23 protein-coding genes are annotated in these 25,665 nt (G+C 66.2%); 13 read left to right on the forward strand and 10 right to left on the reverse strand.

Annotated features, from left to right (window positions below):
* Window positions 1–55: 55 nt before the first annotated feature.
* From ACZ6SF_RS04935 to ACZ6SF_RS04945, 3 genes are all read left to right on the forward strand, one after another.
* Entirely contained in the window at window positions 56–1,066 is a 1,011-nt protein-coding gene (locus tag ACZ6SF_RS04935) for a Rieske 2Fe-2S domain-containing protein (RefSeq protein ID WP_466060654.1), read from the forward strand.
* A gap of 15 nt (window positions 1,067–1,081) precedes the next feature.
* Complete coding sequence (locus ACZ6SF_RS04940) at window positions 1,082–1,738, forward strand: cysteine hydrolase family protein (protein WP_466060655.1); 657 nt, start codon at window positions 1,082–1,084, stop codon at window positions 1,736–1,738.
* A 95-nt stretch (window positions 1,739–1,833) separates the two neighbouring features.
* Entirely contained in the window at window positions 1,834–3,051 is a 1,218-nt protein-coding gene (locus ACZ6SF_RS04945) for an amidohydrolase family protein (RefSeq protein ID WP_466060656.1), read from the forward strand.
* A 406-nt stretch (window positions 3,052–3,457) separates the two neighbouring features.
* Here the strand turns inward: ACZ6SF_RS04945 and ACZ6SF_RS04950 are convergent, their stop codons facing one another.
* From ACZ6SF_RS04950 to ACZ6SF_RS04965, 4 genes are all read right to left on the reverse strand, one after another.
* On the reverse strand, window positions 3,458–3,760 hold the full coding sequence (locus ACZ6SF_RS04950; RefSeq protein WP_466060657.1) for a hypothetical protein: 303 nt from the start codon (window positions 3,758–3,760) through the stop codon (window positions 3,458–3,460).
* A complete protein-coding gene (locus tag ACZ6SF_RS04955) occupies window positions 3,757–5,274 on the reverse strand; it encodes a class I adenylate-forming enzyme family protein (protein ID WP_466060658.1) in 1,518 nt (505 codons plus the stop codon). Before ACZ6SF_RS04955 ends, ACZ6SF_RS04950 begins: the two co-directional genes overlap by 4 nt.
* A 97-nt stretch (window positions 5,275–5,371) precedes the next feature.
* Window positions 5,372–6,670: an amidohydrolase family protein gene (locus ACZ6SF_RS04960; protein WP_466060659.1), complete on the reverse strand. Its 1,299-nt coding sequence runs from the start codon at window positions 6,668–6,670 to the stop codon at window positions 5,372–5,374.
* Between the two features lie 103 nt (window positions 6,671–6,773).
* Entirely contained in the window at window positions 6,774–7,994 is a 1,221-nt protein-coding gene (locus ACZ6SF_RS04965) for a CaiB/BaiF CoA transferase family protein (protein ID WP_466060660.1), read from the reverse strand.
* Between the two features lie 117 nt (window positions 7,995–8,111).
* On the opposite strand from ACZ6SF_RS04965, the gene ACZ6SF_RS04970 reads away from it, so the two are divergent.
* The 6 genes from ACZ6SF_RS04970 to ACZ6SF_RS04995 all read left to right on the forward strand — a co-directional run bounded on the left by ACZ6SF_RS04970 (window position 8,112) and on the right by ACZ6SF_RS04995 (window position 12,042).
* Window positions 8,112–8,303, forward strand: coding sequence for a rubredoxin (locus ACZ6SF_RS04970; RefSeq protein ID WP_466060661.1), 192 nt, complete (start codon window positions 8,112–8,114; stop codon window positions 8,301–8,303).
* Between the two features lie 26 nt (window positions 8,304–8,329).
* The gene (locus ACZ6SF_RS04975; protein WP_466061343.1) at window positions 8,330–8,611 is read left to right on the forward strand and encodes an FAD-dependent oxidoreductase; all 282 of its coding nucleotides are present in this window, start codon (window positions 8,330–8,332) and stop codon (window positions 8,609–8,611) included.
* A gap of 132 nt (window positions 8,612–8,743) precedes the next feature.
* Window positions 8,744–9,022 carry an oxidoreductase C-terminal domain-containing protein gene (locus tag ACZ6SF_RS04980; RefSeq protein WP_466060662.1) on the forward strand — a complete coding sequence of 93 codons (279 nt, stop codon included), beginning with the start codon at window positions 8,744–8,746 and terminating at the stop codon, window positions 9,020–9,022.
* Window positions 9,023–9,194: 172 nt separating this feature from the next.
* Window positions 9,195–10,376: a thiolase family protein gene (locus ACZ6SF_RS04985; RefSeq protein WP_466060663.1), complete on the forward strand. Its 1,182-nt coding sequence runs from the start codon at window positions 9,195–9,197 to the stop codon at window positions 10,374–10,376.
* Window positions 10,377–10,465: 89 nt separating this feature from the next.
* Window positions 10,466–11,227 (forward strand): crotonase/enoyl-CoA hydratase family protein, encoded by a 762-nt coding sequence (locus tag ACZ6SF_RS04990; protein ID WP_466060664.1) that lies wholly within the window; start codon window positions 10,466–10,468, stop codon window positions 11,225–11,227.
* Window positions 11,228–11,271: 44 nt separating this feature from the next.
* A complete protein-coding gene (locus tag ACZ6SF_RS04995; RefSeq protein ID WP_466060665.1) occupies window positions 11,272–12,042 on the forward strand; it encodes an SDR family oxidoreductase in 771 nt (256 codons plus the stop codon).
* Between the two features lie 104 nt (window positions 12,043–12,146).
* On the opposite strand, the gene ACZ6SF_RS05000 is transcribed toward ACZ6SF_RS04995, so the two are convergent.
* The 3 genes from ACZ6SF_RS05000 to ACZ6SF_RS05010 all read right to left on the reverse strand — a co-directional run bounded on the left by ACZ6SF_RS05000 (window position 12,147) and on the right by ACZ6SF_RS05010 (window position 14,866).
* Entirely contained in the window at window positions 12,147–12,950 is an 804-nt protein-coding gene (locus ACZ6SF_RS05000; RefSeq protein WP_466060666.1) for a TetR/AcrR family transcriptional regulator C-terminal domain-containing protein, read from the reverse strand.
* 198 nt (window positions 12,951–13,148) lie between these two features.
* Window positions 13,149–14,387: an amidohydrolase family protein gene (locus ACZ6SF_RS05005; protein WP_466060667.1), complete on the reverse strand. Its 1,239-nt coding sequence runs from the start codon at window positions 14,385–14,387 to the stop codon at window positions 13,149–13,151.
* A gap of 86 nt (window positions 14,388–14,473) precedes the next feature.
* Window positions 14,474–14,866, reverse strand: a complete 393-nt coding sequence (locus ACZ6SF_RS05010; RefSeq protein WP_466060668.1) for a pyridoxamine 5'-phosphate oxidase family protein — start codon at window positions 14,864–14,866, stop codon at window positions 14,474–14,476.
* 282 nt (window positions 14,867–15,148) lie between these two features.
* Between ACZ6SF_RS05010 and ACZ6SF_RS05015 the strand changes: the two genes are divergently transcribed.
* Window positions 15,149–15,565: a Zn-ribbon domain-containing OB-fold protein gene (locus ACZ6SF_RS05015; protein ID WP_466060669.1), complete on the forward strand. Its 417-nt coding sequence runs from the start codon at window positions 15,149–15,151 to the stop codon at window positions 15,563–15,565.
* A 16-nt stretch (window positions 15,566–15,581) separates the two neighbouring features.
* Window positions 15,582–16,730 carry a thiolase family protein gene (locus ACZ6SF_RS05020; protein ID WP_466060670.1) on the forward strand — a complete coding sequence of 383 codons (1,149 nt, stop codon included), beginning with the start codon at window positions 15,582–15,584 and terminating at the stop codon, window positions 16,728–16,730.
* A 91-nt stretch (window positions 16,731–16,821) separates the two neighbouring features.
* Here the strand turns inward: ACZ6SF_RS05020 and ACZ6SF_RS05025 are convergent, their stop codons facing one another.
* Both ACZ6SF_RS05025 and ACZ6SF_RS05030 read right to left on the reverse strand, forming a co-directional pair.
* Window positions 16,822–17,940 (reverse strand): phosphotransferase family protein, encoded by a 1,119-nt coding sequence (locus ACZ6SF_RS05025; protein WP_466061344.1) that lies wholly within the window; start codon window positions 17,938–17,940, stop codon window positions 16,822–16,824.
* 5 nt (window positions 17,941–17,945) lie between these two features.
* Window positions 17,946–19,316 (reverse strand): flavin-containing monooxygenase, encoded by a 1,371-nt coding sequence (locus ACZ6SF_RS05030; protein ID WP_466060671.1) that lies wholly within the window; start codon window positions 19,314–19,316, stop codon window positions 17,946–17,948.
* Between the two features lie 85 nt (window positions 19,317–19,401).
* Here ACZ6SF_RS05030 and ACZ6SF_RS05035 point away from each other — a divergent pair, with 85 nt between their 5' ends.
* A complete protein-coding gene (locus ACZ6SF_RS05035) occupies window positions 19,402–20,199 on the forward strand; it encodes an SDR family NAD(P)-dependent oxidoreductase (protein ID WP_466060672.1) in 798 nt (265 codons plus the stop codon).
* Window positions 20,200–20,595: 396 nt separating this feature from the next.
* Complete coding sequence (gene rpoB, locus ACZ6SF_RS05040) at window positions 20,596–24,105, forward strand: DNA-directed RNA polymerase subunit beta (RefSeq protein ID WP_466060673.1); 3,510 nt, start codon at window positions 20,596–20,598, stop codon at window positions 24,103–24,105.
* A gap of 765 nt (window positions 24,106–24,870) precedes the next feature.
* On the opposite strand, the gene ACZ6SF_RS05045 is transcribed toward rpoB, so the two are convergent.
* Window positions 24,871–25,665, reverse strand: coding sequence for an alpha/beta fold hydrolase (locus ACZ6SF_RS05045; protein ID WP_466060674.1), 795 nt, complete (start codon window positions 25,663–25,665; stop codon window positions 24,871–24,873).

Below are 25,665 nucleotides of genomic sequence, written 5' to 3' on the forward strand. Positions count from 1 at the left end.
GTTTCTTATACTGTAATGACAACAGTAATGTTTCAACGGGCATCGGAGGTATCCCGTGAAGGTTCCCTTCACCTGGAAGGTCACCGGCTGGTTCATGGTCGGCTGGTCGGCCGAGTTCCCCGTCGGAGAGGTGCGCCCGCTGCGCTACTTCGGCGAAGATCTCGTGGCCTACCGTGACGAATCCGGGGAGATGCACATCCTGACCGGTCACTGCCGCCATCTGGGCGCGCATATCGGTCACGGTGGCAAGGTCGTCGGTGATTGCGTGGAATGCCCGTTCCACGGCTGGCGCTGGGGCCCGGACGGCCGAAACAAGAAGATTCCCGGCGAGGACCGGGTCAATCGCGGGCTTCGGCTGCGCGTCTACCCGGTGAACGAACAGAACGGGTGCGTATTCATGTGGCATCACCCCGACGGCAAAGAGCCGCAGTGGGAGATGCCCGATATCCTGCGCATGTTCCCCGAGCTCGGGTCCTCTCCGGACGACTACTACCGGCCGTACCCCGAGTTCTCCCGCAAAACCGAGCAGGAGCCGGTGCACCCCCAGGTCGTGCTGGAGAACGGGCCCGACAGCCTGCACTTCGAATACGTCCACGGCGCCACCGTGACCCCGCAGATGCTCGATTACCGCGCCGAAGGGCACACCTGGTCCTTTCTCACCGGCTGGCCCGACGCCCGCAGTGACGATCCGGGCAAGATGGCGTTGAAGATCCACGCCGAGATGTTCGGGCTCGGTGGCTCGATCAGCGCGTTCGACGGGTCTTCCAAGCATCGGCTCATCTTCGCGACCACGCCCGTCGACGACGAATGTTCTGATCTGTTCTACTCGATCTGGTGGCCCCGGAACCCGGGCGACGAATCCGATGTCCCGCCACCCGAGGTGCAGCAGCGGGTGGAGCGGCAGTTCCTCGTCACGGTGTGGGAAGACCTCAGTATCTGGCGGTATCAGAAATACGTCGAGCATCCGCCGCTGTCCCCGAAGGATGCCAAACCATATCTCTCACTGCGTAAATGGGCCGCCCAGTTCTACGATGTGCCGCCGGTGGAAGCCGGGTCCACGGCATGAGCGGGGTTCGAGCCGGTGGCTGAAACCGATCTGAAGCGGCTGGTCGCGCCCGCGCATACCGCTCTGGTGACGCAGGAATGCCAGGGTGCGGTCGTGGGTCCCGATGCGGGCCTGGCCGCGCTCGCCGACGAGGCGCGACGCGAGGCGCTGCCCAATATCGGAGCGCTACTGCCGGTCGCCCGGGCCGCGGGAGTCCGGATCGTGCACTGTGTGGTCAACCGGCGGGCCGACGGTCTCGGCTCCAATCGCAATGCGAAACTCTTCGCGCTCGGCCGCCGCGGGGTCGCGGTGACGCCGGGGAGCGCCGGCGCCCGGCTGCTGCCGGAGTTCGGGCCGGAACCCGAGGACGTGGTGCTGACCCGCCTGCACGGACTCGGCCCGATGGGCGGCACCGATCTCGACGCGGTCCTGCGCAATCTCGGCGTCACCACGATCGTCGCGGTCGGGGTCTCGCTGAACGTCGCGATTCCGAACCTCGTCATGGATGCGGTGAATGCCGCCTACGACGTGGTGCTGCCTCGCGACGCCGTGGCCGGGATTCCGCGGGAATACGGCACGGCCATGATCGACAACACCCTGTCGCTACTTGCGACGGTGACCACCACCCGGGATCTCGTCCGGGTCTGGGGATCGGGGGGTTGCCCGATGCCTATACTGAAAGATATACAGTAATAAAGACTTGCGGTGTCGGAGCCATGCCGGAATCTGCGGAAGCGGTCGGCAGCGCGGCGCCACCTTCGGCCGACCCGAGCGAAAAGGAATCCCCGATGACGAAGCTGGACTATCTCGCAGTCGACGTCGACAACCACTACTACGAGCCGCTGGACGCGTTCACCCGTCACCTGCCCAAAGAGTTCAGGAGTCGTGGTGTGCAGATGGTCGCCAGCGGTAAACGCACCCTGGCGGTGATGGGCGAGAAGGTCAACCACTTCGTGCCGAACCCGACCTTCGACCCGATCGTCGAACCGGGCTGCCTCGATCTGCTGTTCCGCGGCGAGATCCCCGAGGGGGTCGATCCCGGATCGTTGATGAAGCTGGACCGGCTTCCGGATCATCCCGAATACCAGAACCGCGAGGCCCGGGTGAAGGTCCTGGACCGGCAGAAGCTGGAGACGGTTTTCATGCTGCCGACCTTCGCCTGCGGCGTCGAGGAAGCGCTCAAACACGATATCCCCGCCACCATGGCCTCGCTGCACGCGTTCAATCTGTGGCTGGACGAGGATTGGGGTTTCGACCGCCCCGACCATCGGATGATCTCGGCCCCCATCATCTCGCTCGCCGACCCGGAAGCGGCGGTAGCGGAGGTCGAGTTCGTGCTCGGTCGGGGTGCGAAGATGGTGCTGGTCCGGCCCGCGCCCGTGCCCGGTGTGGCGAAGCCCCGCTCGCTCGGCGATCCGCTGCACGATCCGGTCTGGGCCCGGCTCGCGGAGGCCGGGGTGCCGGTGGGGTTCCATCTGTCCGACAGCGGATACCTCGCGATCGCCGCGCTGTGGGGCGGCAAGGCGACGTTCGAGGGTTTCGGCAAGAAGGATCCACTGGATCAGATCCTGCTCGACGACCGGGCCATCCACGACACGATGGCTTCGATGATCGTGCACCAGGTGTTCACCCGGCATCCCGAGCTGAAGGTGGTGAGCATCGAGAACGGCTCCTACTTCGTCTACCGGTTGATCAAGCGTTTGAAGAAGGCGGCGAACACCGCGCCCTACCACTTCACCGAAGACCCGGTCGAGCAGCTGCGGAACAACGTCTGGATCGCGCCCTACTACGAGGACGATGTCAAACTGCTCGCCGAGACCATCGGTGTGGAGCGGGTGCTGTTCGGCTCCGACTGGCCGCACGGTGAAGGACTTGCCGACCCGACCACCTTCACAGCCGATATCCCGCAGTTCCCGGAATTCTCCTACGAGGACACCCGGAAGGTGATGCGTGAGAACGCGCTCGAACTGCTCGGGTCGAAGGTGGCCGCGGGCAGCGCCGGCTGATCGATCCATCAGTTTTATGCGGCTGTGACGAGCGGATGACGCCGAACTTCCCGGTCGCGCTGTCGGGAAGATGGCTGCGACGGTGAAGTCGGTGGTCATCGGCCGGTGCCGCGCTGTTCGTGGCGCGGGCTGCCTGCGTCGCCGGATGGCAATGGCCGGCCCGGCGGGTGTTCCCGTAGTCATGTCGTAGGTTTGGCCATGGCCATGAACGGTATGGAAGTGGCCGCGCGTCGTGGGCGAGCGTTTCAGATCGCTCGGCACGCCGCGGGCGTAGGACTCTGCCGCGGGGTCACCGAGCCGGGACAAGGTGGTCGCCACGTAGGCGTCCGACTCGGCCGGGCGATCGGCTTCGCGTCCGGGGATCGCTGATGCCGAATCCTCCACGGGCTTTCGCGCCGGCCTCCCGTCAGTCGCTCGACGGTAGTTGTCTGGCTTCCTTCAGCTCGAGGGGGGCCGCGGCGATGGTGAGTGTGCCGGCGCCGGCGCGAGTGACAAGCACTTCGCCGCCGCTGTCGTGGACGTACCGCTTGCCGAGGGCGGATCCATCGGCGAATTCGCGGTCGAGCGCCGCGTCCGGGGCCCTGTCCGCGCCCAGGGGAATCATCGGAACACCGCCGCACCGGAGATCGGCCATGGGTTCGGTGGCCCGGATGACGATGACCTGGGTATCGCACACCTGGCTCTCCAGGCGGCTGCCGCTCTTGATCATGATGCTTCCTCGTTCGTCTGTTGCGACCGGATGAGTTCCTCGACGAGCACTCGTCGCAGCACTTTCCCGGTGGGGTTGGTAGGTAGGCAGTCGCGGAAGACCACCCGGTCGGGAGTCCGGGATCCTCGCAAGCCGGCGCGGACATGGCCGCGTAATTCCTCGGGATCCGGATCGGATCCGGGCGAGGGCACCACCACCGCGACCAGGATCTGCCCCCATTCCGGATCGGGTGCGCCGACGACCGCGGCCTCCTTGACCGCCGGGTGCTCCACCAGCACGTCCTCGATCTCCGCGGGGGCGATGTTCTCGCCACCGCGGATGATCGTGTCGTCCGAGCGTCCGCCCAGGAACAGGTAGCCGCCGGCATCGATCGAGGCGAGATCCTTGGTCGGGAACCAGCCCTCGTCGTCCAGTGCGGATCCCATTTCGGCGTAGGTACCGGAGACCTGGTCGCCGCGGACATACAGTTCGCCGGTTTCGCCGGCGGTCAGGACGGTGCCGTCGGTGCCCCGGATCTGTAGCTCTATACCCGGTACCGCTCGGCCCGCCGATCCGAGACGGGCGGCCACCACCGGGTCCGGCGACGAGAAGGAGACCCGGTGGTCCTCGGGGGTCAGTACCGCGATGGTGGAGCTGGTCTCGGTGAGCCCGTAGGCGTTCACCAGGCCGACCTCGGGTAGTAGCTGGACCGCGCGGCGTATCAGCGGCAGCGGTGCCTTGGCTCCTCCGTAGGCGAGTGTGCCCAGGGTGGGCAATGCGACCGGGCGGTCGGTGAGGGCCGTGACGATCCGGTCCAGCATGGTGGGGACCACTGTCGCGTTGGTAATCCGCTCCGCGTCGACCAGGTGTATCCAGTGCCGTGGGTCGAACTTCGGCAGGTACACCATTCTGCGGCCCGCGTACAGATTCGACAGGGCGGCACCCACGCCGGCCACGTGATAGGGCGGAACGCAGATGAGTGCGGCGTCCTCCGGGTAGGCGGAGCCGAAATCGACCGTGCCCATGACGTAGCCGGTCAGGTTGGCGTGGGACAGGCGCACCGCTTTCGGGCGCGCGGTGGTTCCCGAGGTGAAGAGCACAACGCACACGTCGCCGGGTTCCGCTTCGGCTCCGGCCGCCTGTTTCCCCGACGCCCTGGTGGCGGCCAGAAAGCGGTCGGTGTCGATCGTTTCCTTGCCCATACCGCGTACCGCGTCGGAGTATTCGCCGTCGACTATCACCAGGGGCGCCGGTAGCCGCTGGACCAGCTCGCCCAGGGCGGCAGTGCCGAGCCGGTAGTTCAGCGGAGTGAAGGGGCGCCGGGCGCGGGCCGCACCGAAGAGCAGTAGCGGCATCATGATCCCCCCGGTGCCGACGTAGGCGACGTGCTCGGCACCGGACGCATCGATGAAATCCGCCGCGCTGTCGGCCATCCGGCTCAATTCCGCGGTGGTGATCCGGATATCGCCGGAGACGACGGCCACGCGATCCGGATCGCTGCCGACTGCCATCTCGAGCAGCATCGAAATGCTCAACGTGTACCTCTGAGGTAGGTGGGGCGCGTAGTGCGCGACGAAAGGTCGGATCGCCGGGCTGTCCCCCGTGCGGTGAACAGCCCGGCGACCCGGGTGATCAGGTGGCGTTCTGCGAGGTGGCGGCCTTGATCTGGGACTGGAACTGCGCGAGTTTCTCCTCGGCGGCGGTCTTCTTGTGGCTGCGTGCCTGAATGCTCACATCGTGACCTGCCGAGGCTGCCCGGAGCGCGCCCACCGTCGCCTTCTCTCGTGGCACATGTGCGAAGGGGTCGAAGGAGTACCAGCGCATCGCGTTCAGATGCGTCATCTTGTCGATCTCGTCATCGGGTACCTGTTCTCGCTCGAGTACGCCGGCGAGTACCTCGGGAGCATCCGGCCACATCGAATCGCTGTGCGGATAGTCGGCTTCCCAGGAGATGTTGTCGATACCGATCTCGTGCCGCAGCCGGACACCGATCGGATCGCTGATGAAGCAGGTGAGGAAGTGGTCGCGGAAGATCTCCGAGGGCTTCTTTCCGCCGAAGTTCTGCAGGGTCCAGGTGGAATGCATTTCGAAGGTCCGGTCGACCCGTTCCAGGAAGTAGGGAATCCAGCCGGTGCCGCCCTCGGACAGGGCGATCTTGAGGTCCGGGTACTCCTTGACGGGGTTGGACCACAGCAGATCGGCCGCGGCCTGCACGATGTTCATCGGTTGCAGGGTGATCATCACGTCGGGCGGGGAGTCCACGGCCGGTACCGACAGCTTGCCGGAGGAGCCGATGTGGACGCTGAGCACCGTGTCGGTGTCGACCAGGGCCTGCCACAGCGGATTCCAGAACGGGTCGTGGAAACTCGGGTAGCCCAGCACCGCCGGATTCTCGGTGAAGGTCAGCGAATGGACACCCTTCTCCGCACACCGGCGCACCTCGGCGGCGCACAGTTCGGCATCCCAGATCACCGGCAGTGCCATCGGAATGAACCGGCCGGGGTAGGCGCCGCACCATTCGTCGATATGCCAGTCGTTGTAGGCGCGCACCAGCGCCAGGGAGAAGTCCGGGTCCTCGGTGACGAACAGGCGGCCGGCGAATCCGGGGAAGGAGGGGAAGTTCATCGACGCGAGAATGCCGCCGGCGTTCATATCCTTGATGCGCTCGTCGACGTCATAGCAGCCCGGCCGGATCTCGTCCAGCCCCTCCGGTTCGAGGCCGTACTCCTCTTTGGGCCGGCCCGCCACAGCGTTGAGGGCCACATTGGGGACGATGCGGTCCCGGAACTGCCAGACGTCGGAGCCGTCCTCGGTGTGTACGAGCCGGGGTGCGTCGGCGGCGTACTTGGCGGGAAGGTGGTTCGCGAACATATCCGGCGGTTCGATGATGTGGTCGTCGACGCTGATCAGGATCATGTCGTTCTTGTCCACGACAACGCTCCTTAGAAATAGTTACTGTATTGGTTACAATATAGTGCGCGATACGATACCGGCGGCCGAGATACGAGCCGGTCGATCGATCGGATGGATCCGGCTAGAGAATCGCGCCCGAGTCTTTGGCGGCGATGATGGCGTCCCAGTCCATACCGAGTTCGAGCAGGATCGTCTCGGTGTGTTCGCCGTAGGCCGGAGCCCGGCCGGTCGCCGGGGGAGTCTCGTCGAACTGCACCGGGGCGGCCACGGTCCGGTAGTCGTTGCCGGCGTCGTCGGTCGCGGTCATCAGATAGCCGTTCGCCGCGACCTGCGGGTCGTCGAGAACCTCACGGGGGCTCGCGATCGTGGACCAGACTCCCGGTTCGTCCGCGAGGGCCTGCTGCCATTCGGCGAGATCGCGCTCGGCGAAGATCTTGCGCAACTCCGTCGTGGCGGCCTCTTGGTTGAACACCAGATTGGCCAGTGGGACGAAACGCTCGTCGGAACCCAGGTCCGGGCGGCCGATCCGGTCGCAGAAACCCTTCCAGTAACGGTCGGTCTGCAGGAACATCAACTGGACCCAGCGGCCGTCGCGGGTGCGGTAGCGGTTCACCGCGGGGTTCAGTGCCGTCCCCGCGGGCCCGGCCGGGATGCGGTCGAGACCGTAGTAGTCGGCGGCGCAGATATCCGGGGCCACGGACCACATGCCCTGAGCGAGCAGGGAACTGTCGACCACCGGTGCGTGGCCGGTGCGTTCGCGGTGGAAAAGTGCCGCTGTGACACCGCCGGCCAGGGTGATGCCGCCCTGGAGATCGCCGAACGCCGGGCTCTGGGCCACCGGAAATTCGGTATCCGGCGGACTGAGCGCGTAGGCCACGCCGGCCCGGGCGAGATAGCTGGCCCCGTCGAACCCGCCCCGGTCCTTCTCCGGGCCGCGACTGCCGTGGCCGCTGCCCCGGGCGATGATCAGGGCCGGGTTGATCTCGCGCAGCCGCTCCAGGGTGAGTCCGGCCCGTTCCAGTGGTCCCGGCAGCCAATTGGTCAGGAAGACGTCGGCGCGCCTCAGCAGGTCGGCGAGAATGCGGTGTCCCTGTTCGGACTTGATGTCCACCCCGATGCTGCGCTTTCCGTGATTGCCCACCTCCATCATGAAGCTCGCCCGCACCCGGGAATTCTCGGTGGTCAGTCCGCCCACCACGAGATTGCGGCACGGGTCGCCGCCTCGGGTGTCCTCGACCTTGATCACGTCGGCACCCCAGTCGGCCAATGCGGCACCCGCGCTCGGGACATAGGTCCACGAGGCGAGTTCGACCACCCTGACACCGTTGAGCAGGCCAGCCATCGGTGCTCCTTTCTGAGCTGATTCCCTTCCCGTAGTACTATACGGTAATAGTTACAGTTGAAAACCCAGGATCTGATTACGGCGAGCTGGAGAGCAGTATCGCCGCACAGGAGCCTCATGAACGAGACAACGACCGCCTACAAGCTCTACCGCTGTGTGATCTGCGGATTCGAATACGACGAGGAACTCGGCTGGCCGGATGACGGCCTGGTGCCGGGTACCCGCTGGGCGGACATCCCGGACGACTGGACCTGCCCGGATTGCGGCGCGACCAAAGAGGATTTCGAGATGGTGGAGATCGAGCGGTGACCGTCGCGCCCCGTGGGCAGGTCGTCGTGCTGGGTGCCGGAGTGGCCGGCGCCGCGGCCGCGGAGACGCTGCGCAAAGAAGGTTTCGCCGGATCGATCGTCCTCATCGGTGACGAGAATGCACCCCCGTATCGGCGACCGGCGGTGTCGAAAGAGCTGTTGTCGGGGTCCGCGGAGATCGGCGGGGTGCTGCTACGTCCCCGCTCGTTCTGGGCCGAGATGTGTGGACGGTTCGCTCGGCGACGCGTACACCCTGCGCTCCGCTCACGATGTGGGGCCGTTGCGCCGGGCGCTCGCGGAGGCGGGTGAGGCGCCTTCGCTGGTCGTCGTCGGCGGCGACGTCGCGCGCTTTCCAACCGTGTTCTCGGTGGTCTGCAACGGGTCGAGCATTGGAATCATGCCCGGTCGCACGGGGTATGCGCAGCACGGGGCGTCCTCGGAATGCGTGAGCCGTACGAGGAGGTCCCCTGGTGCTGGACCACGCAATTCGGCCGGAATCTCCAGATCGCCGGGTGGCCGGCGGCGGGCACCGAATCCATCGTCGAAGGCAGCCTGGCAAGTGGGTCGCTGCTGGCGGTGTTTCTGGATCGGGGGCGTCTGGTGGGAGTCGCCGGGGTCGGGCGGCCGCGAGAGGTGCGTGCGGCGAAGGCGTTGATCGCGAAGGGGTCCTTTGTGCCGCGGGAGGCTTTTCGTCACGGTTCGGCCGACCTCGTCGCCTGAGCGGCGGAAGCCGACCGGTTTGCCGAACCGTCGGCGCCGGTCGATCTGTGAATCTACTTCCAGTATTGAACAACCACCTTCTTGTTGTACATACTGTAGGTGAGACAGTAGACATGTCGTTCTTATAGGTTGCTGCACCCCGCGCGTGTAGCCCGAGCAGAGGTTGAGAAATATGGCCGAACCTGTGATCGTCGGCGCCGTCAGGACCGCGATCGGACGATCGTTCAAAGGCGCCCTGGCCGACGTGCCGACCGAAACCCTCGCCGTCACCGTGCTGCCGGAGGTGATCCGCCGGGCGGGACTGGACTCCACAGCCGTGGACGATATCGTGCTCGCCGAACTGAACTACGGCGGCGGCGATCTGGCCCGGCACGCCGCGGTGGCCTGCGGGATGGAGAATGTGCCGGGCCAGGCGGTGAACCGGCACTGCGCGGGCAGCCTGACCGCGATCGCCAACGCCTCGGCGCATATCCGCTCCGATATGGAACGGGTGATGGTGGCGGGCGGCGTCCAGTCGCTGTCCACCGCTCCGCTGATGAAGTGGCGCAAACCGGAGTTCGGCCCCGAGATGGAGTTCGTCGAGCCGTGGATTCCGCCGTCCCATCCGGAAACACCCGACGCCCCCACCATGGACATGTCGGTGACCGTCGGCTGGAACACCGCCAAAAAGGTCGGGATCGGCCGTGCGGAAATGGATGCCTGGGCGTTGCGATCGCATCAGCGTGCCTGTGACGCGATCGCGGCCGGGAAGTTCGCCGACGAGATCGTACCGCTGAAAGTCCAGCAGGCCGACGGTACGGTGATCGATTTCGCGGTGGACGAGCATCCGCGCCGCGACACCACACTGGAACGCCTCGCGGCGCTACCGGTTCTGCATCCCGAGATCGAAGGCTTTTCGATCACCGCCGGGAACAGCAGCGGTATCAACGATGCGGGCGCGGCGGTGGCGCTGGTAGGTGACGATTACGCCGCCGCCGAGAACCTCGAGGTGATGGCGACCGTCCGGGCCTGGGCCAATGCGGCCGTCGCACCGCGTGATACCGGCCTGGGCGCGGTCAAGGTGATCGGCAAGGTCCTCGACCGGGCGGGGCTCACCCCCGGTGATATCGCGCTGTGGGAGATCAACGAGGCCTTCGCCTCCGTCCCGATCGCCGCCTGCCGGGAATACGGCCTGGACGAGGAACGCGTGAACTTCTCCGGCAGCGGATGCAGCCTCGGACACCCGATTTCGGCCTCGGGCGCCCGGATGGTCACGACGCTGGTGTACGAGCTGCGGCGCCGCGGCGGCGGCCTCGGTGTCGCCGCCATGTGCGCGGGAGGCGGTATGGGCGGTGCCCTGGTCATCGAGGTCTGAGGGTCGCTGTGCGATGGACACCGGGCTCGGAGGCCGGGCCGGGCGGCGACGCGAAATCTGTTCGATGCTCTCGAGTGATGAGGTGACCGATGTCGGATGAAGTCCTGGTGGAGCGTCGTGGGCGCACCCTGGTGATTACGATGAATCGACCGGACGCGCGTAACGCGGTGAACCTGGCGGTGAGTCGGGGGCTCGCCGATGCGATGGACGAACTCGACGACAGCCCGGAGCTGTCCGTCGCGGTCCTGACCGGAAGTGGCGGAAATTTCTGCGCCGGTATGGATCTCAAGGCCTTCGCGTCCGGGGAGTTCCCCTATATTCCCGGGCGCGGTATGGGTTTCACCGAGCGGCCGCCCAAGAAACCGATCATCTCCGCTGTCGAAGGCTTCGCCCTGGCCGGCGGTACCGAACTGGTCCTGGCGACCGATCTCGTGGTGGCGTCGCGAACCGCGGAATTCGGAATCCCGGAGGTGAAGCGCGGGCTCGTCGCCGGCGGCGGCGGATTACTGCGTCTGCCGCAGCGCATTCCCTATCAAAAGGCGCTCGAACTTGCCCTCACCGGCGAGAACTTCTCCGCCGAACAGGGTGCGGCGCTCGGTTTCGTCAACACGCTGACCGAACCGGGCGAGGCATTGGCCGAAGCGGTTCGGCTGGCCGGGCGGATCACCGCCAACGGCCCGCTGGCGGTCGCGGTGACCAAGGAGGTCGTCGTCAGGTCCCGCTATTGGAGCGAGGACGAGGCCTTCCAGAAGCAGATGGAGCTCATCGCGCCGGTCTTCGGATCCGAGGACGCCCAGGAAGGCGCGAAGGCGTTCGCGGAGAAACGGGCGCCCGAATGGACCGGTAGCTGAGCCGGTCACGCAGATTTTCGACCACGGAGAGTAAGGAGAAACCTGTGTCGTTCGAGGGAGAAGTCGTCCTCGTCACCGGTGGCGCCGGCGGGCTCGGCGCCGCGACCGTCCGCCGGTTGCACGGAGCCGGTGCCGCGGTGGTCATCGCGGATGTCGCCGATGACAAGGCCGCGGAACTGGCCGCCGAACTGGGCAACAAGGCGTGCTATGTGCGCACCGACGTGCTGGACGAAGACGCCGTCGAGGCGGCGTTGGACGCCGCGTCCGAACTGGGCGAATTGCGGTACGCGGTCATCGCCCACGGTGGGTTCGGAGTGCTGGAGAAGGTGGTGAACCGGGACGGCAGCGCCCATACCCTGAAGGGGTTCACCGACACCATCGGGCTGTACCTGACCGGTACCTACAATGTCCTACGGCTGGCCGCCGCGCGGATCGCGAAACTCGAGCCGAAGGCCGACGGGGAACGCGGTGCGATCGTGATGACGAGTTCCATCGCGGGGTACGAGGGACAGATCGGTCAGTCGGCGTACTCGGCGGCCAAGGGCGGGGTCATCGCTTTGACCCTCACCGGAGCGCGTGACCTCGGTTCGGTGGGAATCCGGCTGAACAGTATCGCCCCCGGCACCATGCGTACGCCGATCATGGAATTGATCGGGGAGGAGGGCTTGGCGAAGTTCGCGTCGACGGTGCCTTTCCCGAAGCGCCTCGGCACTCCGGACGAGTACGCGAATCTCGCCCAGCATCTGCTGGAGAATCCGTACATCAACGGTGAGGTCGTACGAATCGACGGGGCACAGCGGTTCCAGCCGCGATAGATCATCCCGGAGAGGGGCGTTCGGTCGCGCGGACAACCGGGGAGCCGTGTCGCCGACGATTCGTGCGGTGGCTGTGGGTCGCCATGGCCGCCGCGCGAATCACCCTACTTCGCTGCGGTGGCCCGGGTGCGCGGCGTGGCTTTCTTCGGCGCCGTGGTTTTCTTCGCCGGGGCCCTGCTTCCACGTTTGGCCGGCGCCGATTTCCTGTCGGCGCCCGACAACACCTGACCTGCTTTTTCGAGGATCGTTTCCAGGCCGTGTTCGAAGTTGCGGTCATCCGGTGCCCCCGAGTGATAACCCTTGGCGGCAGCCTCGGCGAGCAGCGGCGTGGTCTCCGGATCGACGATCACATTCTCGTAGTACGCGGTCGATTCGGGACTGAGTTCGCGGTTCTTGTCGGAGAGTCGCTGCAGTACGACCAGGCCGTGGACGTGCAACTGAACCGCCGAATAGGTGTCGACGGCGTCCTCCAGGGAGAAACCGGCCTCGACCAGGGTCGCGATGACCAGCTCCGTCTGCCGGCCGCCCAGGCGTAGCGCCTTCTCGTTCAGCGCCGACCGGATGAGGATCAGATCGCACAGGATCGGGTTGCCGAGGAATGTCCGCCGCATCGTCCGGGCGTGTTCGCGTAGCGTCTCCTGCCAGTCCTTCGCCTCGATGAACGGTGTCTCGAAGGAGTACTGCCGGATGGCCTTGTCGGTCATGGCGTTGAGCAGTTCTTCCTTCTTGCGGAAGTACCAGTAGATGCTTGTGACGCCCACACCCAGATGCTTCCCGAGCAACGGCATGCTCAGGTTGTCGATCGAGATCTCCTCGGCGAGTTCGAAGGCCCCCGCGACGATATCCTCCGGGTTGAGAGAGCCGCGTTCACGGCGCGGGCGTTTGGTCGCGGTTCCCTGCTTCGCCATGGGGAGACCCACTTTCTGTGGCTGTCGATACGGTCGGCGAGCCCGCGCGGTGGAGTGTGCCCGGGGTCTCCGACCATCCAGCCTCCGCCATGCGCCTCTTTGCCGAAAATGACACCGTTGACGTTACCACAGGGTATTCTGTCGCCCTTTCGTCCGGTTCTGGCGTGCTCGGTACGGACGAAAGGGGCGACGGCCGGATCAGGAGGATGTCGAGGTCGCCAGTGCGGGCGGGCGGCGGGCGGCGGGGTCGGGGTTCTCGATAGGCAATCCCATGAACCGGCGTGCGTTGTCGCCCATGAAATCCCAGGTGCGCCTGCTGTCCATACCCTCGGCGTACTTCCAGTAGCTCTTCGGTTCCGGAAGGCCCTCGGGATGCGGGTAGTCCGAGCCGAACATCACCCGATCCCAGCCGACGGTCTCCACCACATCGGCCACCGAACCCTCCCAGAACGGGCTCACCCAGATATTGCGCCGGAATACCTCCAAGGGATCCTCGGGAAAGTTCTGCGGCATCTTCTTCGTGAGATCGGCCAGATCGTGGAACAGGGGATGAATCCAGGAACTTCCGTTCTCCACGCTCGCGATACGCAATTTCGGGAAACGGGTGAGGGTTCCGTGGCAGATCAGGCTGCCGATCATATCCGAGATCTCGCGATGTCCCAGCGCCAGCCAGCGGAAGGCGCTCATGGCCATGAAGCTCTTCGTGGCCGGCGGCTCCCACCGGTTGACGTACTCGTCGAGCGGTGGCTGGCTCGCGTGCAGTACGACCGGTATTCCCGCATTCTCGACATCGCGCCAGAACGGGTCGAATTCGGGCAGCGCGGGCGACCTCCACCCGTGGATCCCCTTCACGGGGCCGGGTTTGATCAGAACCGCTTTCGCGCCGTTCTCCGCGACGAAATCGAGCTCGCGGCGGGCGTCGTCGACTTCGGCGCAGCTGATGATGGGCGTGCTGAAGATCCGCCCCTCGTAGGCGTAGGTCCAGTGTTCGAGCATCCATCTGTTCAAGGCGTGGATGATCGCGAGTGTCAGTGCCGGGTCGTCGGCCGCGGAATGTTCGACCAGGCTGGCCAGTGTCGGATAATTGAGTGTTTCGCGCACACCCTGGCGGTCGAGTTCGATGATCCGGTCCGCCGGATTGCGGGTGGCCGCGGGCGCCTCTATGGCCTTGCCCTGCATTTCGCGCAGCGTGAGTCCTTCGGTGTTCTCACCGGCGAAGAATTTCTCGTGCGCTCCCGGCGCGGCGACCCGCTCGAAGGTCGGATTCGGGATGAAGTCGGTGATCCTGCCGTTGATGCAGATCCGGGTCTGCCGCCCGATCCGCGCGTACTGCACCGCGTGCCGGTACCGGTCGGGCAGATATCTGGTGAGTGCGTCGGCGGTCTCGTACATATGCGAGTCCGCGTCGAAGACCGTCGCTTCGGTGTGCGGGGTCATGGTCGCCTCCTTGCGGCGCGTGGAAATCCGGTTGTCGGTGAATCGGTGGTCTCCGGAGAGTCATGGTGGCTGCGCCGGTGACGGGCTCATCTGGCGATGAAGCTCGTCGCGTCGAGGATCAGGACGACCCGGTCGTTCACATCGGCCGGGAGGCCCCGTTCGGTCTCGCCGTACCGTTCGTTCAGTTCGGCGTAGAAGGCGCCCTTCTCGTCGGCCTCCACGGTGACCAGCCAGCCCCGGGTCTCCAGCGAGCGGGTGGGGGAATCGGGGTCGGTGAGCAGGAACGAATAGTTGGGGTTGGCCTGAAGGCTGGTGAACTTCCGGCGGGGGATCGTATGGCTCATCCGCAGATGGGCGCCGTCCCAGGTGAATCGCATCGGAGACTGGTCGGGCGAGCCGTTGGGGGTCACCGTCGCCAGGACGCCGACGATCGGCCTGCGAAGCAGATCCTCGAATCCATCCGGTATGCGTGAGTTCATCATGTCTCCGTCATCGCTATCGGTCGCCGTCATCGTTCGTCCCGCGGCAGAGCGCTACCCCCACCCTCGTCCGTGGAAGGCATACGGTAATGACAACGGTATAGGGATCTTCCCTGCGGAAGCAAGCCTTCGGGCGGTTCTGGAGCAATCCGCGGCACGGTTATGGCACCGCTCACGGTATGTATTACAGTATGGATTGTAAACCTCGCCGGAACGGTGCGGGACCGATCGGTCGCGCGGGTATCCGGCGACTGCGACCGGCGAGACTGCGAGGAGCCGACGTTGCCCAGATTCATTGCCCCCGATATCTCCACCTGGCCGGAGGAGGAATACCAGCTGATCGGCGGATCCTGTTCCGACTGCGGTGCGACGGTCTTTCCTGTCCAGGAGCTGTGCCCGCGATGCGGCGGCGCGTCGCTCGAGGACATCGCGCTGCCGCGCTCCGGCACCCTCGTCGCGTGGACCACACAGGGATTCCTGCCCGGTGCCCCGTATCTCGGGGATGAGACGGCGAAGACGTTCGTCCCCTTCGGGGTGGGTCTGGTTCAGCTGGGTGACGTGATCCGGGTCGAGGGCCGCCTGACCGAGAACGATCCCGGCGCCCTGGCGTTCGGGATGGACGTCGAACTGACGACGGTCCGGCTCGGCACCGATGCAGACGGTGCCGAGGTGCTCACCTTCGCGTTCCGGCCGGCCTGAGGGACAGGAGAAAGATATGTCGCACGACGTAGCGATCATCGGCATCGGAATGCATCCGTTCGGCCGGTTCGAGGGTAAAACGGCGATGCAGATGGGGTCCGATGCGATCCGGGCCGCGCTCGCCGACGCCGGTCTGCGCTGGCGGGATATCCAGTTCGCCATCGGCGGCAGCTGGGAAGTCGCGAATCCGGACGCCATCGTGGGCCTGATGGGGTTGACCGGGATCCCGTTCACGAATGTGTTCAATGCCTGCGCCACCTCGGCCAGCGCCACCGAGGCCTGCGCCGACGCGATCAGGCTGGGGAAATACGATATCGGCATCGCGATCGGGATGGACAAACATCCCCGGGGAGCGTTCACTGTCGACCCGACCCTCGTGGGAATGCCCGCCTGGTACGGCGAGAACGGGCAATACCTGACCACGCAGTTCTTCGGGATGAAGGCCAACCGCTACCTGCACGACCACGATATCTCCGTGGAGACACTGGCCAAGGTGGCGGCGAAGAACTACCGCAACGGCGGGCTCAACCCGAACGCGTTCCGCCGGAAGCCGATCCCGGAGGCGGATATCCTCGCCGCCCCCGTTCTCAACTACCCCCTGACCCACTACATGTTCTGCGCGCCGGACGAGGGGGCGGCCGCGGTGATCATGTGCCGCGCCGATATCGCACACCGCTACACGAGTACCCCCGTGTATGTGCGCGCGGTCGAGGTGCGTACCCGGACCTACGGGGCGTACGAGGTCAATACGACCTACGCCGCCGTGCAGGAGGACGCCGCCCCGTCGGTGTACGCGTCCCGGGCGGCATTCGAGTCCGCCGGGATCGCGCCCGAGGATATCGATATCGTGCAGTTACAGGACACCGACGCCGGCGCCGAGGTGATCCATATGGCCGAGGCGGGTTTCTGTGCCGACGGCGAGCAGGAGAAACTGATCGCCGAGGGGGCCACCGAGATCTCCGGACGCCTACCGGTGAACACCGACGGCGGGCTGATCGCCAACGGTGAACCGATCGGCGCGTCGGGGATGCGGCAACTCCACGAACTGGTGCTGCAGTTGCGTGGTACGGCGGGACCGCGCCAGGTCGCGGGTGATCCGCGAACCGGGTTCGCGCTGCTGTACGGGGCCCCGGGTACCGCCGGGGCGACGATCGTCACCAGATGAACCGTCCGAGCCGCCCGGCCCACCGGGCGGCTCGCCCGGCGAGATCGTGATGGGCCGGGTGCCGGCATGTCATCGGACTCCCGGCCCGGGTTCACGGTGTGAGAGTGCCGATGAGTCCGACGGTTCCCAGATCCCGGACCGCCTGGGCGGCGCGCCGTAGCATCACGGCGAGCATCTCGGTGCCCCGTTGCGACTGCGCGGCGAAAGCGCAGCCGAGAGCGGGGATGAGCAGACCCTGCACCATCCCGAGCCGATAGTCCTCCCAGCAGGTGTCGAAGCCGTAGCCGGTCACACCGTGCCGCAGGAGTCCGGTGTGGTAGGCGCGCACCAGATCGCGTTCGCGTTCCCGTCGCAGTGACGGCTCCAGGCCGGTCGCGGTGAAATAGGCGAGGTCGCGTGCGGGCAGGCCGACCCCGACGGTCTGCCAGTCCACGACGGTCACCGCGGTGGTGCCGGGGTCGAACAGCAGGTTGTCGAGCCGGAAGTCGCCGTGCATGAGGGCATAGCGGCCGGGTGCGTGGGTGAGCCAGGCTGTCACGCGGTCCAAGGCGGCGACGAGCGTCTCGCGGTCTTCGGGCGTGAGCGCGTCGCCGAGCCGGTCCACGGTCAGCCGCGCGGCCGTTGCCGATACCTCGCCGAGGCCCTGCGCGGCGGGCGTATCGCCGGGTTTGGGCATGGCGATCTCGGGCATCTCGAGCCAGACGGGGTCGCACCAGGTCGGACCGTGCAGCCCGGCCAGCGCGGTGACCGTGAGCCGGGCCTCCCGCACACCGCATCCGCGGAGCTGGTCACCCTGCACCGCCGGGGTGAGGTCGGAGAGCAGCAGCGCGAAGGTGGCGCCGTCCTCGGCGACCGCACTGTGGTAGCAGCGGGGAACCGGTATCGCGGTGACCGCTGCCGCCCGCTGGTAGAACGCGACCTCGGTGCGGTAGCCGAACGCGACTCCGGCGCGGATCGACTCGTCCTCGGCGGGCAACTTCAGGACGAAGGTACTCGGCAGGTCGCCGGCGGTGTTCTCGTAGCCGACGGTGAGGCGATAGGTGGAACCGGTCTGGCCGGTGCCGATCGGTGTGACGGTGAGGGCTCGGACCGTGACCGGCCGGCCGCCGGCCCGCAGGGCGGCGGACAGCCACTCGGCATCGATATCGTCGAGGCGCTGCGGGATCGGGACCGTGGCCGGCCCCGGTATCTCCGGGTGCCCGGGAGTCATAGGTGTCACGGCACGTCCTGTCCTTCGCGGTAGCGGGCTCGGGCGCGACGACGCCCCTCGGGGAGTTCGCGGGTGCGCAGCTGGCGCTCGTAGGTGAAGAAGTCCACCTGTTGCGTATGTCGTGGCCGGTCCAGCACAGTGCCCAGGTACATCCGCTCGTCGGCGGTGATGACCCGTTCCATCTCGGCGACCGGCGGCGGTGCGTACTCGCCCGCGGCCCAGGCCGCGATGAGCCGCGCCTGACATTCGACGAAAGGGAACAGGGTGGGCACCGATTGCGCCAGACCGGCGAAGGCCAGATCGCCGCGACCCGGCACGAATATCCGTTTGTAGAGCCGGATCCGGTTGTCCGGAGCGCTGAGGAAGGCGGGGTCGAAGAACGGGAAGCTGATGTTGTACCCGGTCGCGTAGACGATCACCTCCACCTCGGCACGGGAGCCGTCGGTGAAATGCACGGTGTGGCCGTCCAGCCGGTGGACGTCGGGTTTCGGTGTCACATCGCCGGACCCCAGCCGCAGGGGTAGTTCGACGGATTGGGTTCCGTGGGCGTCGAGGAATCGGTGTCGCGGTTTCGGCAGCCCCCACAGCTCCGGGTTCCCGGACACTGTCTCGGCGACGGTGTTGACCACCCAGCGGAACAGCGGGCGCGGGACGAACGGGAGTGCCGCGCCGTATTTGTCCACCGGACGGCCCGCCAGGTATTTGGGAACGATCCACGAACCCGAGCGGGTGGACAGGTAGACGGTGTTCTGCAGGTGGCGGGCCGAGAGCTCGACCGTGATGTCGGCGGCGCTGTTGCCGATACCGACCACCAGGATCCGTGTGTTTCGCAGCTCGAGCGGTTCTCCGGGATCGATATAGGCGTGGGAATGGATCGATTGCCCGGTGAATTCGCCGGGGAAGCCCGGATACCGGGGGCTCCAGTGGTGCCCGTTGGCGACGACGAGGGAATCGAAGTCACGGGTCCGCCCGTCCTGGGTGTGCAGGGTCCACCCGCCGCCCTCCTGCGGTTCGGCGCGCACTACGCCGTTGCCGAATTCGATGCGGTCGAGCAGTCCGAACGCTTCGGCGTAGGCGTCGAGGTAGGCCTTGATCCGGGTGTGGTGCGGGAAATCCGGATAGTCCGAGGGCATCGGGAAGTCCTGGAACGACAGGCGGTGTCTCGAGCTGTCGATATGCAGGGACCGGTACGCGCTGGAGTGCCCGTTGGGATTGCCGAATGCCCAGTTGCCGCCGATGCGGTCGGAGAGTTCGAAGCAGATGTAGCGCACGCCGTAGTCGGTGAGCATCTTGCCGGCGGTCAGTCCCGCGATCCCCGCGCCGATGACCGCTGTTGTATCACGCCGGGATCGCATGGCCGCCGCCACCTTTCTCATCCGGCATTACTATAAGACATACTGTATGTTGCGCGGGCCCGGAACGGCCGGCTCGTGCCCATCCGATGAGTGAGGCGGTAGCGGAATGGATCTGGGATTCGGCGGCGCGGCCGCGGTGGTGGTCGGCGGAAGTCGCGGAATGGGTCTGGCCACCGCCCGCTGCCTGGCGGAGGACGGCGCACGGGTGGCCGTCGTGGGGCGCTCACGCGACGATGTGGAGCGCGCCGCCGCCGACCTCGCCGGCCGTGGCAGCCCGGATGCCGTCGGCCTGGTCGCCGACGCCCGTGATATCGCACAGATCGACGCGGTCTTCGCCGAGCTGCGCCACCGCTGGGGCGGCGAACTCAACGCCCTCGTCAACACCGTCGGCCCGGATGTGCGGGGCACGGTCGAGGAATTGTCCGACGACCGATGGCGGGACGCGGTGGACCACGGTGTGCTGTCCGTCGTGCACTGCGTGAACGCGGCCCTGCCGCTGCTGCGCGGTGCCTCCTGGGCGCGGATCGTCATCTTCTCGGCGCATTCGACGCAGCGGCAGACCGTCTCGCTCGTTGCCTACACCGCGGCGAAGGCGATGGTCACCAGCGTGTCCAAGAATCTGTCGCTGCTGCTGGCGAAGGAGGAGATTCTGGTCAACGTGGTGTCGCCGGGCACCTTCGTCACTCCTGCCCTCACCGGCTGGGCGCGATCGGTGGGGGTGGACAGCGACGACCCCTACCGGTTGATGGCGGCGATCGGAACGCATTTCGGTCATGCCGCGCAGATGCCCCGGGCCGGGCGGCCGGAAGAGATCGGGCCGGTCGCCGCATTCCTGGCGTCGCGTCGCAACTCCTATATGACCGGCGCCAACGTGAACGTGGACGGCGGATCCGATTTCGTATGACCCGGGTGGGGGCGCGGATTCCCGGTGCGCTATATTCGAGAGGGGAATGGGGAATCGGCGGTCGCCGGAACAGTGCGCGGAATATCTTCGAGTCGCTTGACGTGGTCCGGATCGGTATGTAATTATCAGAAGGGGAAAGCGCCGAATTGCCTTGTGCGCGATTGTTCTTTTTTCTCGACATCTGTCGATCCGGGGTGTAATTTAGGAATCCGCGCCGGGGTGCGCGCTGTCCGACTCTCGAAATACGAAATACCGTGGAAAGTGGCACTGTCTGCGTGCCTGTTTCCACGGTTCTGTCGTCGAGTTCGTCCGGCGGTGCCCGCACGGTGCGCGTATCGGCATACCGCCCACAGGACGAGCAGAACTCATAACGCCCGCGTACACGGGCGTTATGAGGTGCTGGAAGGACGCAGCGTGGCAATCTCGCACCACTCCGAGCCCGCAATACCCGAGGACCACCCGGATTCCGGCCCGCGACGGCTCTCGTTCGCCAGAATCCGCGAACCCCTGGAGATTCCGGGACTTCTGGCGATACAGACCGAATCGTTCGAATGGCTGACCGGTGCCCCCGCCGCACGTGAGCGTGCGGCGGCCCGCGGTGATTCACCTGCCGGCGGGCTGGAAGAGGTGCTCGCGGAGATCAGCCCGATAGAGGACTACGCGGCGACCATGTCGCTGACCCTCTCCGAGCCGCGCTTCGAAGAGGTCAAGGCCTCGGTCGACGAATGCAAGGACAAGGACATGACCTACGCGGCGCCGTTGTTCGTCACCGCGGAGTTCATCAACAACGACACCGGTGAGATCAAGAGCCAGACGGTGTTCATGGGTGACTTCCCGATGATGACCGAACGGGGCACGTTTGTCGTCAACGGCACCGAGCGCGTGGTGATATCCCAGTTGGTCCGCTCGCCGGGTGTGTACTTCGACCACTCGGTCGACAAGAGCACCGAGAAGGATCTGCACAGTGTCCGGGTGATCCCCTCCCGCGGTGCGTGGCTGGAGTTCGATATCGACAAGCGCGATACCGTCGGTGTGCGTATCGACCGTAAGCGGCGGCAGCCGGTCACCGTGCTGCTCAAGGCCCTGGGCTGGACGAACGAGGAGATCACCGAGCGTTTCGGATTCTCGGGCGTGATGATGTCCACCCTGGAGAAGGACACTATCGCCGGTGTGGACGAGGCACTGCTCGATATTCACCGCAAGCTCCGTCCGGGCGAACCGCCCACCAGGGAATCCGCGCAGAACCTGCTGGAGAACCTGTTCTTCAACGAGAAGCGCTACGACCTCGCCCGCGTGGGTCGATACCGCATCGACAAGAAGATCGGCGTGGACCGCGCCGGTTCGGCGGGTCCGCGCGTGCTCACCGGCGAGGATATCGCGGCCGCTGTCGAATACCTGGTGCGGCTGCATTCCGGCGAGCGGGCCATGACCGGCCCCGGCGGTGTCGAGGTTCCGGTGGAGGTCGACGATATCGACCACTTCGGTAACCGCCGGGTGCGCACCGTCGGCGAGCTCATCCAGAACCAGTTCCGGGTGGGGCTCTCGCGGATGGAGCGTGTGGTCCGCGAGCGGATGACCACCCAGGACATCGAGGCGATCACACCGCAGTCGCTGATGAATGTCCGCCCGGTGGTGGCGGCCCTCAAGGAGTTCTTCGGGACCTCTCAGTTCTCCCAGTTCATGGACGAACGCAACCCGCTCGCGAGTCTCACCAACAAGCGCAGGCTGTCCGCTCTCGGTCCGGGTGGTCTGTCGCGTGAGCGCGCGGGGCTGGAGGTTCGCGACGTGCACTACAGCCACTACGGCCGGATGTGCCCGATCGAAACGCCCGAAGGGCCCAATATCGGCCTGATGGGCTATCTCTCGGTGTACGCGCGGGTGAATCCGTTCGGGTTCATCGAGACGCCCTACCGGCGGGTGGTCTCCGGAGTGGTGACCGACGAGGTCGACTATCTGACGGCCGACGAAGAGGAAAGGCATATCGTCGCGCAGGCGAACGAACCGGTCGATGCCGCCGGTCGATTCGTCGCTTCCCGGATCGCGGTGCGCCGGAAGAATTCCGAAGTGGAGATCATCGACAGCGGCCGGGTCGACTATATGGATGTCTCCCCGCGTCAGATGGTGTCGGTGGCGACGGCGATGATTCCGTTCCTCGAGCACGATGACGCCAACCGTGCCCTGATGGGTGCGAACATGCAGCGTCAGGCCGTGCCGCTGATCCGTTCCGAATCTCCTGTGGTGGGGACCGGTATGGAACTGCGGGCCGCGGTCGATGCCGGTGATGTCGTGGTGAACGAGAAGACCGGTGTGGTCGAAGAAGTCTCCGCCGACTACGTCACGGTCATGGCCGATGACGGCACCCGTAAGTCGTATCGGATGCGGAAGTTCGCGCGTTCGAATCAGGGCACGTGTGCCAATCAGCGTCCGATCGTGGACGAGGGTCAGCGGGTGGAGCGTGGTCAGGTTTTGGCCGATGGTCCGTGCACCGAGAACGGTGAGATGGCCCTCGGTAAGAACCTGCTCGTGGCGATCATGCCGTGGGAAGGCCACAACTACGAGGACGCGATCATCCTGTCTCAGCGTCTGGTCGAAGACGACGTTCTCACCTCGATCCATATCGAGGAGCACGAGATCGACGCCCGCGATACGAAGCTGGGCGCCGAGGAGATCACCCGCGATATCCCGAACGTTTCCGATGAGGTCCTCGCCGACCTCGACGAGCGGGGCATCGTGCGGATCGGTGCCGAGGTGCGCGACGGGGACATCCTGGTCGGCAAGGTCACGCCGAAGGGTGAGACCGAGCTGACTCCGGAGGAGCGGCTGTTGCGGGCGATCTTCGGTGAGAAGGCGCGCGAAGTCCGCGATACCTCGCTGAAGGTGCCCCACGGTGAGTCCGGCAAGGTCATCGGTATCCGGGTCTTCTCCCGTGAGGACGACGACGACCTGCCTCCGGGTGTGAACGAGCTGGTGCGCGTGTATGTGGCGCAGAAGCGCAAGATCCAGGACGGTGACAAGCTCGCGGGCCGGCACGGGAACAAGGGTGTGATCGGCAAGATCCTGCCGACCGAGGATATGCCGTTCATGCCCGACGGGACCCCGGTCGACATCATCTTGAACACCCACGGTGTGCCGCGTCGTATGAATATCGGGCAGATCCTGGAAACCCATCTGGGCTGGATCGGCAAAGCGGGCTGGGACGTCCGGCTTCCCGGTGGTGATCGTCCCGGCTGGGCGGCGTCGTTGCCGGACGAACTGCTGTCGGTGCCGCCGGGTACGAACCTGGCGACGCCGGTATTCGACGGCGCTCGCGACGACGAACTCGCGGGTCTGCTGGCCTCCACCCTGCCCAACCGTGACGGCGACGTGATGGTGGGGGAGGACGGTAAGGCGACCTTGTTCGACGGTCGGTCCGGTGAGCCGTTCCCGTACCCGGTGGCGGTGGGCTACATGTACATCCTGAAGCTGCACCACCTGGTCGACGACAAGATCCACGCCCGCTCGACCGGCCCGTACTCGATGATCACCCAGCAGCCGCTCGGTGGTAAGGCGCAGTTCGGTGGTCAGCGTTTCGGCGAGATGGAATGCTGGGCCATGCAGGCCTACGGCGCCGCCTACACCCTGCAGGAACTGCTGACCATCAAATCCGACGACGTGGTCGGCCGCGTGAAGGTCTACGAGGCGATCGTCAAGGGCGAGAACATCCCGGAACCGGGCATCCCGGAATCGTTCAAGGTTCTGCTCAAGGAACTCCAGTCGCTGTGCCTCAACGTCGAGGTGCTGTCGGCCGACGGTCTCGCGGTGGATCTGGCCCGGGGCGACGACGACGAGGTGGATCGCACCGCGGCGAATCTCGGAATCACGCTCTCTCGCGACGAATCCCATACCCTCGACGATTTGACCAGCTGAGATCCCGCCCGCTGCCGCATACCGGAATGGTAAGCGGCAGCGGGCGGAATCCGCTTCCGCGGTACGGATCGGCAGTCAGGAGTGCCGGTTACGCGGAGATACTGCCGTCTACCCCGGAGCCGGAGTCGGCCACGGTGTCGGTGGGGCCGGGCTCGGCGCCGCATGTGCACCGGTGCGCTGTGGGTCCGGGGCCCTCGTCGTGTCCGGCCTGCAGCGAACAGGCGTGCGAGCGCCAGACCGACGGGCAGGGTGCGGGCAGGTCGGGGGAGTCGTGCAGGGATATCACGCTGACGGGTATGCCCCGGTACTCCTCGAAATCGCGAAGGTGCTCGGCGCAACGGTCGCATGCCACCGTCGGTGGGATGCCGATCCGTCCGCGCCGTATCACGACCCGGGTCGCCGGTACCGCGCCGGCGCGGTGGCCTCCGCGGGTGAAAGGGCAGGTGAGAGCCGATTTGTCGAGCCAGCGCAAAGTCATCGCTCCGCCTGTCCCGCCGCGGCACCCGTTCCGGCCGTGCCTCGTCCGGACCGCTCGGGGGATAGCCCCGCCGGGGAGTCTGTGTCGTTCATGCCGACATATCGCCCGAATCCTGCTGTATATAACCGGAAACCGGGCCCCTAAATGCATCGGCTTGCGCCGGTAGCGATCCGCGATCCGCAGTTCCGCGGGCGGGACTCCGGCGGTATTGCTCCAAGATAGTGCCGATACCAAGATATGCGCATTGAACTATGTATTACGCGGACCCAGTGCACCGGCGGAGCCGGCTAGGCCAGGAGGAAGGCGCAGACCCTGTCGGTGACTGCCGGGAACTCGTCGAAGAAACCGTGCCTGCCGCCCGGGAAGATCTCCAGGACGGCGCCGGGTACGGAGTCGGCGATGAGCCGGGCGTTGCCGGCCGGCACCATACGGTCGTCGCTGCCGTGCAGGATCAGGGTTTCGCAGGTGATCGTGGACAGCAGGCCCGACGCATCGTGCTCGTCGCTCGCGCGCAGATGCAGGCGTCGCGCGCGTGCGGTCATGGCGGGGTCGCCCAGCAGGGGGGACCGGCGCGGCGGCGCCGACGTCCATTCGGGGGTGTACATCAGATCGAGCAGGACTTCCCGGCGGGCTCGGGCATCACGCTGCCCGAGCAGCCTGCGCAACTCGGGGCCGCGCTCCTGGGCGGCCGCCCCACCGGGTGACGTGCAGGCGAGGATCAGCCGGTCGACCCGGTGCGGATGGCCGATCGCGAGCATCTGCGCGACCCGGCCACCCATCGAGGTGCCGTAGACAGAGGCGCGGGCGCACCCGACCGCGTCGAGAACGGCGGCGGCATCGTCGGCGAACGAACGGGTGGACCAGTTCTGCGTGCCGCTGTCGTCGGCGCGGGAACCGCCGGTGCCGCGGTAGTCGAAGGATATGGTCCGGAACCGTTCGGCGAGGCGGGGGCGCACGCCGTCCCACCAATGGTGCGAGTTCGCCTGCCCGGAGAGCAGGAGCAGCGGCGGGGCGTCCGGCGATCCGTCCGATTGCCAGCTGATCCGCGCGTCACCGGGACGCGATACCGATCCGGTTTCCAC

The organism is Nocardia sp. NPDC049935 (assembly GCF_055586645.1).